Source organism: Mycobacterium montefiorense (genome assembly GCF_025823255.1).
Lineage (GTDB): Bacteria > Actinomycetota > Actinomycetes > Mycobacteriales > Mycobacteriaceae > Mycobacterium > Mycobacterium montefiorense.
Map to the genome: position 1 here is coordinate 1,055,173 of NZ_JACKVL010000017.1, position 12,559 is coordinate 1,067,731.

Genomic DNA, 12,559 nt, shown 5'->3' on the forward strand with positions numbered 1-12,559 from the left:
CGGCTCGGACTGCATCAATACGCCGCCGCTTCCCACCACTGGTTCCAGTCCAGGAAGGGATCCTTGTGTTCCTGATATTGGAGGTGCAGGGCCAGCGAAGGTATCGGTGTAAAGAGCAGGACTTGTTCGCGCCAGATCTCGTTGATAGTGGAGTCTTCGAAAATGTGGTTCGCGACGCCGTACGGCGTACTTGAGTAGCGCGCTAGCAGTTCAAAGACGGACCAGTTTCTTCTCAACGTCTCGATTTCTATCCAGCACGTGTTGGTGGTGTGTGTGTTGGTGCGCCAGTGCCTGCCGGTGCCGTACAGCACGCGGCAATCCTCCTGGCTGAATATCGGGCTCCAATAGTTCTTCGGATCGTCATAAGGATGCAGAGCGACTTCTCTTCCAGCGAACCTCTGTTTGAACAGCGCATGCGCCGCAACCATCTTCTGAATAGCTGACGGAGCGTGCAAGTAGTCGTCCTCGACGAGGTAGATGAGCTCGCGGCCCGCATCCCGCGCTGCGGAAAACGATGCCAGGCAGGACGCGTTGTATCCGCGTTCCGCGAGTTCGACGAATTCCACCGGGTGCTTGCACTGCGCGAGTATCCGGCGCAGCGTCGCAACAGCTTCCGGTGTCGAGTGGTCATCGAAGACTCGCAGGATGACATCGCCGTCGACGCGGTTGATCGCCGTGACGAGCGACTGTGTGCAGCGCAGCATGATTTCGCTTTTGGCCGCGCCGACGTACCGGTGCGCGCCGTGCACGCTTATGTCGGAATGGGTCTGTAAATGGATGTCGAGTTTCATGTCCGGGGCCAGCTTAGCGCGATTCGCAGCGCGGGTATTCGGTTCGAGCCGAACCGAAATCGTTGATGCGTAGCGCCTTTCATTGCGTGTTAGTGTTGCGCGGTGAGTCTGCTGTGGTTCACGGACCCTCCGGACGGCGGAGGAAAGCGCTACCGCTCCGAAGTGGACTGGAGGCGCAATTTCGTAAATGAACTCAGATCCCGGCAAGTGAATGTCGTTCTCGACGTCGGCGCCAACGCGGGACAATATGCAGCAAGTCTTCGAGAGGCTGGCTTCGAAGGCCGGATCGTTTCGTTCGAACCACTTGCGGCCCCATTCTCGATTCTGCAACGGTCGGCCGCCGGTGATCCGCTTTGGGATGGTCGGCAATGCGCGCTGGGCGATTACGACGGAGCAGTTTCGATGCATGTCGCGGGCAACGCGGGCCAGAGCAGCTCCGTATTGCCGATGCTGCAATCCCACCGCGACGCCCTGCCGAGCGCGAACTACGTCGGCACCGAAGAGGTGACCATTTGTCGACTCGATTCTGTTGCGCCGGAAATCCTGCTGCCCGACGATGTGGCCTTACTCAAGATCGATGTTCAAGGCTTCGAGAAGCAAGTGATCGCCGGCGGTGCGGTAACCGTGCGCGATCAGTGCATCGGCCTGGAACTCGAGCTGTCCTTTGAGCCCCTCTATGACGGCGGCATGCTAGTCAGGAGGCGTTGGAACTCGTGCGTTCTTTGGGATTCGCGTTGGCCGGGTTCGCGCCCTTCTTCTTCGATGTCCGGACGGGTCGCCTGCTTCAGGCCGACGGCGTCTTCTTCCGGGTGGCTGGCACTGTGCCGTCCAGCGGGGACACGTCCCTGTAAGACAAGGTATTTCCGGGGGCCGAAGAGCCGAAATGGGTCGGAGAAATTGGTGCACCTGAGCCCTGTTCGGTGAATTAGGATAATCCGGTGGCGGTTAGCGCGCCCCTGCGCCGCCCGCATGGCCCGGCAATACGAAAGGGGTGGTCGGTGGTTGCACCGCATCATGCTGTCGATCACGTCGCCCGCGCCGGCGACGTGAGCAGCGATACCCGTGCTGCCCGGACATTCGTGGTGGCGGGGGGCGAGCACGCCCCGTGGTGCTCGACGAGTGACGCTGCGGCACAACCTATCTGCGCTCCGCGACCACGGAGTTTCGCGGCCGATCGCTTTCCATATCCGACCTTGCGGACTTCAGCATAAGGAGAATGGGCCGAGATGCCACAGACGCTTAAGGTCGAATACGAAGAGCTCATCGCGCGGGCTAACGAGATCGAGGCAGCGCTTCCGCCGATCCCTGCCACCAATCCGGCGGCCCCTTGTCCCCTTTCGTTCGTCAACGATGCTGCCACTCAACTCGCGCTCTCCGCCGACTCACTGCGGCTCTACCTGCGGGCTTGCGAGCGGGAGTGGAGGGCGCTGGCGAAATCCCTCCGGAATGCGGCCAAGGCCTACGAAGAGGTCGACGAGGAAAGCGCCGAGGGGATCAACGCCGTCAATGGTGATTCTTCGGTCGGCACTGCGGGCGCTGGGAATGGCAAGATGACGGTTAACTGCGACCCGGACGAGGACTTCGGCGGTTACCTGCCGCCGCCGCCTCCGCCGCAGCCACCACCGTCGTTCGAATACCCCTACTACGAGGTCAGGCAGGCCGCGACGGAGATCGAGTCGGGAGACCAGGGCACGGCGTTCAAGGCATTCGCCAAGGAATGGGACACGTTCCAGCGAGAGTTCCAGAAGGAGACCTATCGCTTCCGACCGTTCACGTCCTGGGAAGGCGAATCCACCTCGCTGGTCGAGGAAAATTTTGAGGCGCAGCGGCAATGGATCTATGCGATGGCGAAGTTGTGCGTCACGCTCGGCAACGACGCTCTCCGTGTCGTAAGCGCCCACAAAAAAGCCCGCGTGCTCGGGGACGAACTGACCACAAGCCCGGTGGACGGGACGTGGACAGTCGAGGCGGAGCACCCCACCACCTACGAGGTGTCGCTTTGCGATTATTGGTACAAGTACTACACGACGAAATCACCTTATTACCTGTACATGGCGGTTAGCTGGTACGAAAGTCTGCAACTCAAGTCGGAAACGTCACTAAACACCTATATCGCGAACGCGTCATTACCCTTGACGCCGGTGAATCCGAAGATGCCGCCCACCGCCACCCGCATTGCCGCGCCCGATCCCAATGCTCCCGGGGACGAGGAGGGGACGATTGACGACCCGTTCGGTGGCGGTGGCGGCGGTGGTGGTGGAGGGCTTCCAGCTGCGCCCATGATGCCGATGTTGCCCACCATGCCGGGCGCCGGCATGGGGGGAGCCCCGGATCAGGCGGCCATGACGGAAGCCATGAAGGATGCGATGAAGGGCAAGCCGGGTGGGCCCGGCGGCGGGCTCAAACCGGCGTCGTTGGGCGGCGGTGGCGGCGGTGTGCCGTCGATGCCGTTGCAGCCCGCGGTGGATTCCGAGGCAGCGTCGCGGCCGGCCGGAGCGTCGCCCGGCGCCGCGGCAACGGGTCGCGGTATGCCCGGCGCGGGCGGCGCGGCGGGCGGTGGCATGGGCGGCGGTATGGCCCCGATGGGCGGCGCCGGGCAGGGCCAAAATCAGGGCAAAGGCAAACGCGTGCAATCGGAGGACGAATCGCTCTATACCGAGGAGCGAGCATGGACTGAGGGCGTAATCGGGAATCGCCCGCGTAAGACACCACCCGATAAGTAAGGACCCCAATGACCGTCGAGATGCATCCCCAGGTAGCCGAGGCACTGCGGCACGCGCAGCAGTTTCAGTCGGCCCTTGAAGACCAGCAGCACCGGACGAATACCGAATCATTCACTGCCACCGACGAATCCGAGACCGTCGAGGTAACCCTCAACGCGCGGTTATGCATGACCGATCTGCATATCGAGGATGGCCTGTTACGTCTGGGTGCGGACACGGTGGAACAGCGCATCAACGAGGCGGTGGCCAACGCGCAGGCCGCAGCGACCGCCGCGATCGACGCTGAGCACGAGCAGCTGATCGAGATGGTGGCCGGAATCGCCGGATCGCTCAAAGAGGCCCTGGGCTTGACCTAGGCGAAACCCGGCGGCGGCCAACGGTTTGGCGCTTCTCGCCGGGCCTTTCGGGGCGCTGCTAACCGATAAATTTGCCGCAGTTAGCTTGGGTCAACCTCGATTACGCTTACTAACCATGATCCCCGGTACCCCTGCGCGGCCGTTTTGTTGGCCCGCGTCGCCGGGAGAGGAGTAGGCAATGGGCGTCACCAAGCCAATCGGTGGCTATACCGAGCAGATGCTCGTCCCGGACGCCTGGCCGGAGCTCGATGAGGACAGCTACCACGACCGGGCCCAGCAGTACACGGAGGTGCTACGGCAGCTGACTGAGGTGCTGGAGACCTGCCAGCACGAACAGAGCGAGATCTTCGACGGTGGATTCTGGTCGGGCGGTGCCGCTGGCGCCGCGAGAACCGAACTCGGCACCAACATCGATGAGCTGAAAAAGCTGCAAAACGGTCTGGCGACGATAATCACCTGGCACCGCTACATTGCCGATTCGATCACCCAGGCCAAATGGGATATCAGCGACAACGTCGAGGTCGCACAGGCGCAAGTCGACGTCCTCGAGAACGACTCCAGCTTGGACGCCGCCGAACGGACCGCCGCGATCAATACGGTGGTCGGCACGGTATACGGCACAAATCTCGCAGTGGTGTCCGGTACCGCTGAACGAATAGTGGCGAGCAAGTCCTGGCGACCGCCCGACAGTGCCTTGCAGGATCTGCTCGACCAGAAGACACCACCTCCGGTCACACTGCCCGAGACTCCGCCCGCCCCCGCGCCTCCCGTCGAGGAAGAGCGACCGCGGCCCACCCCAGCGCCACCGGAGCCCGGGCTGCCACCGTCGGCGGCACCCCCGCTGTCACCGCCGGGGATGCCCATGCCGGGCGGTGTCGCACCGCCTCCTTCGGGGATGCCTGCCGTTGGACCACCGCCCGTACCGCCGGCCGCTAAGCCAGGTGGGCACGGTCCCGCCGTCCCGGGCGCCCCGGGTGCCCCGGGCGGACCCGGCGCCCCGGGTGGCGCGCCGCAGGCCCCGCTGAGTCCCGCGGCATCGGCGCAACCGCTTGGTGCCGGGGGACGCGGGAAAGGCATGACTCCGGCATCGCTGATATCGCCGACGGTGGCAGCCCGGCCGGAAGAGTCGGCCGCCCCAGCACCGGCCGCGCCGGCCGGCGTGCCCGCCGGGTCGACGGGCGCCTCAGGTGGTGGATCACGCGCGGGCCGCGCTGCTCCGGGTGCTGCGGCCGGCCAGGCGGCAGCGGGCAGCTCGGCCACCACCCGACCGGCAGCGGCCAGCAGCCGGACCACCCGACCTTCCGGTTTCGCCGACGATCAGGCTACGTCGGTGGAACGCGTGGAGGCGGCGGGTGCCGTTGTGGTGACGCCGATTATCCCGGTTTCGAAAGCGCGCGCCGAACGTGACGCCATCGCCGATGCGGCCACCGCTGACGCATCGCATCGACAGGGCGGTGGGGCCGATCCGGTGCGGTTGGCGCGGCGCGTCGCCGCGGCGTTGAACGCACCACGCGAGGGCAGCGGTGCTGATCTCGGACTCTTCTGGGTGACGGCTGTAACCACCGACGGCGCGATAGTAGTGGCGAACAGCTATGGGCTTGCCTACATCCCTGACGGGGTCCAACTACCCGAACCCGTGCAGATGGCCAGCGCCGACGAGGCGATTTCGGCCGCCGAGCGGGCGCAATGGGCGACCTATCCCGTGATGGCTGTGCAGGGTTGGGCGGCTCAGCACGACACCAAGCTGCGGGCGGTGATCGCGACCGAGGAACAGTTGGCCAATTCAGACTCCGGCGCGGCCAAGATCGTGCTGAAGCCGGATGACATCCCAGACACCGGCGACATGATCGGCCGATCGCGGCTGGAGTTGGTGGATCCGGACGCGGCCGAACGCCTGGCGGCGACCACCGATGTGCGGTTGGTCAGCCTGTTGCCGCCGGCTCCGGCGGATGCGACGCCGTCGGCCGAGCAGCATCGGGCACCCGAGGAGCTGATCGATCCCGAGACGGCCGCTCAGTTCTCCGCGTCGTTGGCCGAAGGGAAGCTCGATCTGCAGGAATCGCCCCAGGATGCCGGCCCGCCCGCCGACCAGCGTCCCATGCTGTGGTTTGACGTGATGAAACCTCTGGCCAGCCGCTCGCCCGGCCGCCAGGCACCGCACCTGCGGGCATATCACCGCTACGCCGAGTACGCCCAAGAGGCGCTGCTCACGCAGGCGCACACCGCCGGTGACCCCGTCGCTCAACGCTCGGCCATCGCGGACTGGCTGTACTGGAAGCACATCACCGAACTGATGAACGCAGCGCTGGCTAAAACCTCTTAGGCCCATGAGCGCAGCCAGAAGCGCTGTCGCCGTTGGTAATCAGTGAGGGCGGTGCTCAGAGCGTGATCTTTGCGGGCGCCGCCTCCGGGTGCACCTTGGTCGGTGCAACGGGAGCGTTCTGCGACGTTTCAGTGCCCGGCGCCGCACCTTCGGCGCGCGCCTCGGGCGAGACTTCCTCGTCGGTCTTGTGTTCGTCGACCAAGCGGGCCTCGTCATCGGGGGAGCGGTCGGATTTGTTGCTGTCGGCCAGTTGCGCCGGTGTGGCGCCGGCGCCCTGCATGCCCTGCAGGCTTCCCATCGCTCCCTGCATGGTTTGCATGACGGGTCCGAGTGCTCCGGCAGCGCCCGCCAATTGATCGAGTTGCGGCGCAGCGGGCTGCGGAGTCGGCTTGGCGCCAGTGGGCTTTTTGCCGTCTGCCGGTTTGCCTGCGGGATCACCGGCGGGCTTCTCTGGCGAGGTACCTTCTGGGTTCTCCGCCGGTGTGCCGCCCGCGGGCGCCTGCGCTGCGCTAAGGAATTGGACCTGGTCTAGGTGATCGATGAGTCGCTGATCGGTGTCGGAGTACATTCCGGCCGCGGCGGCGATGCTGGACCCGGTCTTTGCCAGGGCGGCTTTGACGGCAGGTAGCCCACTGGTCACCGGTGATTCGATGATCGGCAATGTCGCATTGACAGCCGCTGACACCGCATCCGTGCCCGGCGCAACGATCGGTGCGGGCGGCACCGGAAATGGCAGATCCCGCAACGTGTTTCCTGCGGTTTCCAGGCGGGAAGGCTCAACGACCAATGGTTCGATCATCAGCCGACCTCCTCTGCGTGGTATCCGTCACGACAGATTTTACCCAACCTTGCGCCTCGGCCACTGCGGCAATTTTCGCCACCTGGGCGAGCGTCAGAATTGGATATTGCGAACAATGTCGTAGACACCAGTGATCCACAACAGCATTGGCAGGATCGCGGCGACCAATACTCCATCGAGCAATTCCAGGGCGCGCTTCATCACCGGCGATACCCGGCGAATCCCCACTGTCGCCGCGACCCCGGCGAGCGCAATCAGGCTGGTGCTCGCCAGGATGGTCAGCAACAGCCACGCGCTGTGTGGGTACCAGAGCACCAATCTGGCAGTGGCACCGATCGGGATGGCGACGGTCGCGGCCAGCAGCGCCCACGCGCACCAACGATCGGCGTACAGACGCGACCTGAATGCGCATGCGGCGGTTACCAAACCGGCGACCAGCAGGCTGTGCACGAAGAAGTGTCCACGTACCACGACCGCGATGACGCCGACGGCCAGAACCAGGGTGCCGGCCGTCACGAACCCGGTCAGCAGCCGCTTGGCCAGTTGGCTGCGCTCGGTGAGTCGCGCGGCCGAATCGGGCACCGAGGCGATGATGGCCTGCCAGGTCTTGGTCTCCTTGTCGTCGCTGACCTCTTGGCCCGCAACGGGATCGAGCAATTCATCGTGATCGACGGCCTCGCCGGGCGCTGGAATCGGGGGGAGCGCGATCCGGGCGACGGCCACGGTCAGTTTGGCCGCATTGGTCACGGTGAAGAGCCCAAACACGATGGCACCAGCCGGTACCCAATGCTGCCAGCCGTAACCGAAGGCGACGGCGCCCGCCGTCACCGCAATCGCGACGATCACAACAAACGAAACGAGCTCGGAGCGCCGTCGGGGACCACCCCGCGTCAGTAGCGTCAAGAACAAGACAACCGCGGCAGCGCCGGCGAGCTGGGGTGCGCCCAGCGGTTCGGCTCCGCGTGGCTGCGGAATGGCCAGTGCCGCAGCGACGGTGATCAGCGGCGCTGCCGTCGCCAGCAGGCTTTCCGACAGGCCCACATTTCGGTAGAACCTCTTGGCGCCCCAGCTGCCCACCAGTGCCAAAAGCCCCGCGATGCCCAACGCCAGTGACCACCACAGGTGACGCCCGGTGTTCCACCACCCCAGCGTGGCGATGGCGGTAACCGCGACAGCGACAATTGGGATCGCCCCGCCAATAAAGCGATTGAGCGCAGTGCGGTCGAACTCAGGCGATTCGTCGAGTACAGCAATCGCGTCGATGACATCCTCAACCAGCGGCCGGTATCGCTCCGTGCGACTCACCGACACCAGAGTCAGCAGCGAGCCATCGACGACGACGGCCTCGTCGAGCGACTTGTCGGGCTGCAGCGGCGGCGCTCCGGGCCGCGCGAAAGTCCAAGCGCCCTGGGCGGAGAAGTCAAAGTCGGCCAGGACATCAGCCGGGGTGTCTTCGAGCAATTCGGCCAGCACCGAAACGGTGTCGTCGATATAGGTCTCTATCGGCGAGGACGATGGCAAGACGACATCGGTCATTCGCCGGCCGGTCAGGATCGTCACCCGGGTCGTTGCGGGCCTGGCGGGAGTGGCACCGGCGGTCCCCGCAGCCGCGGCTGCGCCGGCACTAGCGGTGGGCGCGCTCAACGACGTTCACCCCTGTCGAAATCGTCGGAAAGTGCTGCGGCAAGTTCGGTTATCTTACGCTTGTAAAGGGGGTCGAGCAGACCGACTTCGATCTCTTTTCCAGCCGCGATGTGTTTATCCCAGGGCAGCACCACAACCCGATCCGGCTGAATATGCTCTCCGAATTGCTGCACCAAGTCGGTGACGGCGACGTTGGGTTTTCCCGGTACGACGTGGTTGATCACTACGCAGGCGCGGCTCAGCAATTCCTGGTGACCGTTATTGCGTAACCAATCGATTGCGACGGCGGCTTGCCGGGCGCCGTCGACCGATGCGCTGGTCACGATCACCACCCCGGATACGGTCGAGAGCACGCCGCGCGCCGCCGGGTCGGACAGGCCGGCACCGAAGTCGGCCAGCACGACACTGTAGAACCTCGACACCGCGTTAGCTGCGTACTGCCAGTCCGCTTCGCTGAACAGGTTCGGTGACGTGCTGTATTCCGCAGCGGCGAGCACTTCGAGGTTGACCGCATTGGCGCTGGTATGCACACGCACGTCGTTGTAGTGCGAAACATCTTTGCTTGCAAGAAGATCCGCGATCGTCGAATCCGATCGATGTCCTGCCCGATCCGCCAGGTTCCCCGAGCCCGCGTCCGCGTCGAACGCCAGGATCCGGTCGCCGCGCACCTCCGCCAACATCGAGCCAAGGGCCACCGTCAAGGTGGTTTTGCCAACACCGCCCTTGAGGCCCAACACCGCGATCTGATGAGAACCATGTGGACTGCGGCGAATTCGGCGGTACAAGTCCAGCTCGCGCTTCTCGTCGCGCGTCAGACCCACGTTGATACGCGTCAACTTGTGGACCCAGCGCCGCCAGCCTCGTCGCGATACCGGCTTAGCGCCGGACTTCTTGGCAGGCTTGACGCCGATGTGGGTAACCGCGGCTTTCGAGCCGCTTTCGCCGACGGCGACCGAAGGTGAGGCCGGTGGGAGAAGACCACCACGCCCGACCGGTGGTTCGGCGAGCCGCTGCGTCGGGGGGCCGACGGCTGCGACGCTCGGTTTCCGTTGCCGCGCCGGCAGCGAGGTCGGCACGGGGCCGCCGTTCGGTGGCGGTGCGTCGGCGCGCTGATTCGGTGGGGCAACGGAGCGGGCGACTTGTTGCGCCCGGTCTTGTTCGGGGGCGGCGCGCCGGAGGTTTTGGGCGGCGGCCCGGTGGCTGTGTCTGGAGCCGGCGCTACGTCGGCTCGCCTCGGTGGTGTCGTCGCCCATGCCGCGCTGCGCATGTCGCGCCGGCTGGGCCGGGGACTGTTCACGCGGTACCGGTTGGGGCGCGGCGGGTTCCGGCCGGACCGGCGCGGACTGCCGGGGCCGATCAGCTGTCGGTGCTACCGGGGGAAGCTGGGGTGGGGCCGGCGGGGGTTGCTTTGGCGGGTCAACCGGCGCAGGTTCGGGTGAGACCGGTGGTGGTGGTTGGGGAACGTTGATCGGCATTGGTGGGCGCGCGATTGGGCTCGGCTGAGCCCAATCGACCGGGGGCAGCGGCGATTCGGTTGGGGCAGTGACAGATTGCTCCGCCAAGCCGATCGGCATGGGGGGCGGCGGCGATTCGATCGAAGTGGAGCCGGGCTGCTCGGCCAAGTCGATCGGCATCGGCGGTGGGATATGGCCGTTGGGTTGCTCCGAATGGATCGGCACGGGCGGCATTTCGGACGGCGCGTTGACGTCAAATTCCGCCTGCCCCGCGGCCTCATCCGGGATATCCATCCCCTCGGGGGATTCGAAGAGCCGGTCGTAGTCGGCCGCCATCAAATTCTTTCGTCAAACTCGATCATGCGAGGAAGCACGAGAAGAGCCTAAATCTCCCGTCAGGTTGACGTGGCCCAATCTCGTGCTTCGCCGCAGGCCATCCTCTTACGTGAACATGCCGGTGACGCCGGATTCGGTCTGCGACATGGCCTGGCTGGCCTCGGTGATCCGCTGCGAGAGTGCTTGCAACGAGGTGTTGAGTTCAGCCGAGGTGTCATCCCAAGTCCGCTGGACTTGCTGGTAGGCCTCCGCGCCGCTGCCGCCCCACGCCTCTGCCAGCTTGCCGAGGGACGCCTTACCCTCGTCGAGAAGGCCGTGGGTGGTTTGCACAGCGCCCGCAATCGAGCTGGATCCCGCTTCGATACCGGCGAAATTCCATGACTGTTCCGACATATTGTTGCTCCGTTTCTTTGTTTCGCTAAGGGTTTAGCTATGGGTCAGAAGTTCATCTGTGAGGACAGTGAACTGGCTTGTTCGTCGTCGGCCGAGGAGTACTGGATCCCGGCACCGTGAATGTTCTGCGAGATTTCGCTCAGCGCTTTGATCTGAGCCTGGCCGCCTGGTGGAAGCGCTGCAGCGCCTGCTGAGCGGCCGCACCTGCCTGGCCGCGCCAGTGGCCGGCCAATTCACCCCCGGTCGATTCCACGGTCTGGATGACCCGCTGGAGCTCGCCGGAGATCCTGTCGAAGTTGCTAGCCTCGGCGCTGAGGGTAGCAGCATCGGTCTTCATCTCTGCCATGCTGGACTACTTTCTGTGTTTGCCTTCCTCGCCAAGTGATGGCAAGTCTTCCGGCCCAGACGGCCGGGAAGTCTGTTGTTGCGGGGGTTCACCAGTCGTCCTCGTGTTCGAAGTCGCCGACGTCGTCTTCATCCGGGTGCGGGGCGAGCAATGCGGGGGCGGCCAGCCCTGGCCTGGTGGCGGCGGCCTGGCTACCGGCACCGGCACCACCCATGCCGACAGGGGCCGCGCCCCCCGCCGCCGACGACCCCGCCCCGGCGCCTGCGGGCGCCATGACCTGGGTCGGCTTATCTACCAGCTGACTCATCAGCGACGTGCGCGGTGCTGTTCCGCCTGCCCCGGGCAACGCTTCGGAGCGCATCAGCCCCATGCCCATCCTGGATCCCGATCCACCTGCCAGCGGGTGGTTGGACAGCGGGCTCGCGCCGATCAGACCCAGGTTCGGGTGTTCTTTGCCGGCGAGGTGGCCGAGCTTATCGCCGAGCATGCCGTCCTTGGGGCCACCCATTCCGCCGGTCTGGCCGGCCATCGACGTCATTTGCTGTAGTGGCTGCATCAGCTGTTGCATCGGTGCGCCCAGCTGACCGATCTGGTCAAGAGACGGCGTAGCTGGCTGCAGCGGCACCCCGGTTTCGGGGAGCTCCTCCTCAGGGATTTCGTCCTCGGCCTCCGAGAGCCCGCGCAGCACGCCGGGAATCGCTTCGGAGCCCATCGCCGAAAACATCGCGGAAGCCTCGGTGGTCACCGGTTCGCCCACACCGGGTTGCAGGATCGGCTTCGCGGGCGGAAGTGGCTCGAAAGTCGTATTCGCGATGGTCTCGACCTGATAGATATCCGTTACGGCCGCGGCCTGAGTCCACATCCGGACGAAATAGTCGGTCTCGTTGAACCCGATCGGCACCAGGTTGATGCCGAGGAAATTCGTGGCGGTAAGAACGGCGTGGGTGACGTGGTTGGTCGCGATCTCCGGTAGCGACGGTGTCATCGCGAGCGCCTTCGTGTACGACGCGGCCTGCGCCGTGGCCCGCACCGCGCGCTCCTGGGCCTGCTGTGCCGCAATTTGCAGCCAGACAACCATCGGGGCCGCAGCGGCGATGGCACGTTCGCTGCTCATTCCGGTCCACGCTGCCTTCAGGGAGATCAGGGCCGCGGACAACTCCAGCGCCTGCGTCTCGAGGGCACCCGCCAGCACTTCCCAGCCGGCGGCAGCCTGCAGCATCGGCGCGGGACCGGCTCCGGCCATCAGCCGTGCCGTGTTCAGCTCCGGTGGCATCGCGTGCCAGTACATGGTTATCCGGTCCCCTTGTCCGCGAACGCTTTTGGACTAATGTTTCAAGCCGGCTAGTACGCCGGCAGCAGTGGCGGCGCCATCCTCGACCGCCGAGTAGACGCGG

Annotated in this window: 10 protein-coding genes and 2 pseudogenes; 4 read left to right on the forward strand and 8 right to left on the reverse strand. The window is 65.2% G+C overall.

Translation table 11 applies throughout. From position 1 onward, the window contains the following. Positions 1–14: 14 nt before the first annotated feature. The gene (locus H7K34_RS24925; RefSeq protein ID WP_264064641.1) at positions 15–791 is read right to left on the reverse strand and encodes a hypothetical protein; all 777 of its coding nucleotides are present in this window, start codon (positions 789–791) and stop codon (positions 15–17) included. 111 nt (positions 792–902) lie between these two features. Between H7K34_RS24925 and H7K34_RS24930 the strand changes: the two are divergent. The 4 genes and pseudogenes from H7K34_RS24930 to H7K34_RS24945 all read left to right on the forward strand — a co-directional run bounded on the left by H7K34_RS24930 (position 903) and on the right by H7K34_RS24945 (position 6,193). Continuing rightward, a pseudogene (locus H7K34_RS24930) lies at positions 903–1,642 on the forward strand (FkbM family methyltransferase). Between the two features lie 375 nt (positions 1,643–2,017). Continuing rightward, positions 2,018–3,514 (forward strand): EspB family ESX-1 secretion system-associated protein, encoded by a 1,497-nt coding sequence (espB, locus tag H7K34_RS24935; protein WP_264064642.1) that lies wholly within the window; start codon positions 2,018–2,020, stop codon positions 3,512–3,514. Between the two features lie 8 nt (positions 3,515–3,522). Next, positions 3,523–3,870, forward strand: a complete 348-nt coding sequence (locus tag H7K34_RS24940; protein ID WP_264064644.1) for a YbaB/EbfC family nucleoid-associated protein — start codon at positions 3,523–3,525, stop codon at positions 3,868–3,870. Between the two features lie 178 nt (positions 3,871–4,048). Further along, the gene (locus tag H7K34_RS24945; RefSeq protein ID WP_264064645.1) at positions 4,049–6,193 is read left to right on the forward strand and encodes a hypothetical protein; all 2,145 of its coding nucleotides are present in this window, start codon (positions 4,049–4,051) and stop codon (positions 6,191–6,193) included. Between the two features lie 55 nt (positions 6,194–6,248). Here H7K34_RS24945 and H7K34_RS24950 read toward each other — a convergent pair whose 3' ends face one another. The 7 genes and pseudogenes from H7K34_RS24950 to H7K34_RS24975 all read right to left on the reverse strand — a co-directional run bounded on the left by H7K34_RS24950 (position 6,249) and on the right by H7K34_RS24975 (position 12,453). Beyond that, on the reverse strand, positions 6,249–6,992 hold the full coding sequence (locus H7K34_RS24950) for a hypothetical protein (protein ID WP_264064646.1): 744 nt from the start codon (positions 6,990–6,992) through the stop codon (positions 6,249–6,251). Positions 6,993–7,085: 93 nt separating this feature from the next. Further along, the gene (gene eccD / locus H7K34_RS24955; protein WP_264064647.1) at positions 7,086–8,636 is read right to left on the reverse strand and encodes a type VII secretion integral membrane protein EccD; all 1,551 of its coding nucleotides are present in this window, start codon (positions 8,634–8,636) and stop codon (positions 7,086–7,088) included. After that, complete coding sequence (locus tag H7K34_RS24960; RefSeq protein WP_264064648.1) at positions 8,633–9,373, reverse strand: MinD/ParA family ATP-binding protein; 741 nt, start codon at positions 9,371–9,373, stop codon at positions 8,633–8,635. The genes eccD and H7K34_RS24960 overlap by 4 nt, the downstream gene beginning before the upstream one ends. Positions 9,374–10,345: 972 nt before the next feature. Next, positions 10,346–10,426 (reverse strand): annotated as a pseudogene (locus H7K34_RS27080) (ESX-1 associated ATP-binding protein EpsI N-terminal domain-containing protein); the annotation flags it as partial. A 105-nt stretch (positions 10,427–10,531) separates the two neighbouring features. Further along, the gene (locus H7K34_RS24965; protein ID WP_264064649.1) at positions 10,532–10,819 is read right to left on the reverse strand and encodes a WXG100 family type VII secretion target; all 288 of its coding nucleotides are present in this window, start codon (positions 10,817–10,819) and stop codon (positions 10,532–10,534) included. A gap of 139 nt (positions 10,820–10,958) precedes the next feature. Continuing rightward, positions 10,959–11,165 carry a WXG100 family type VII secretion target gene (locus tag H7K34_RS24970; RefSeq protein ID WP_372510858.1) on the reverse strand — a complete coding sequence of 69 codons (207 nt, stop codon included), beginning with the start codon at positions 11,163–11,165 and terminating at the stop codon, positions 10,959–10,961. A gap of 88 nt (positions 11,166–11,253) precedes the next feature. After that, positions 11,254–12,453: a PPE family protein gene (locus H7K34_RS24975; protein ID WP_264064650.1), complete on the reverse strand. Its 1,200-nt coding sequence runs from the start codon at positions 12,451–12,453 to the stop codon at positions 11,254–11,256. Between the last annotated feature and the right edge of the window lie 106 nt (positions 12,454–12,559).

What these genes read in the sequence shown, in the direction of transcription:
- H7K34_RS24925 (WP_264064641.1), bottom strand. Translation starts at nt 791, where the DNA reads ATGAAACTCGACATCCATTTACAGACCCATTCCGACATAAGCGTGCAC.
- espB (WP_264064642.1), top strand. Translation starts at nt 2,018, where the DNA reads ATGCCACAGACGCTTAAGGTCGAATACGAAGAGCTCATCGCGCGGGCT.
- H7K34_RS24940 (WP_264064644.1), top strand. Translation starts at nt 3,523, where the DNA reads ATGACCGTCGAGATGCATCCCCAGGTAGCCGAGGCACTGCGGCACGCG.
- H7K34_RS24945 (WP_264064645.1), top strand. Translation starts at nt 4,049, where the DNA reads ATGGGCGTCACCAAGCCAATCGGTGGCTATACCGAGCAGATGCTCGTC.
- H7K34_RS24950 (WP_264064646.1), bottom strand. Translation starts at nt 6,992, where the DNA reads ATGATCGAACCATTGGTCGTTGAGCCTTCCCGCCTGGAAACCGCAGGA.
- H7K34_RS24965 (WP_264064649.1), bottom strand. Translation starts at nt 10,819, where the DNA reads ATGTCGGAACAGTCATGGAATTTCGCCGGTATCGAAGCGGGATCCAGC.
- H7K34_RS24970 (WP_372510858.1), bottom strand. Translation starts at nt 11,165, where the DNA reads ATGGCAGAGATGAAGACCGATGCTGCTACCCTCAGCGCCGAGGCTAGC.
- H7K34_RS24975 (WP_264064650.1), bottom strand. Translation starts at nt 12,453, where the DNA reads ATGTACTGGCACGCGATGCCACCGGAGCTGAACACGGCACGGCTGATG.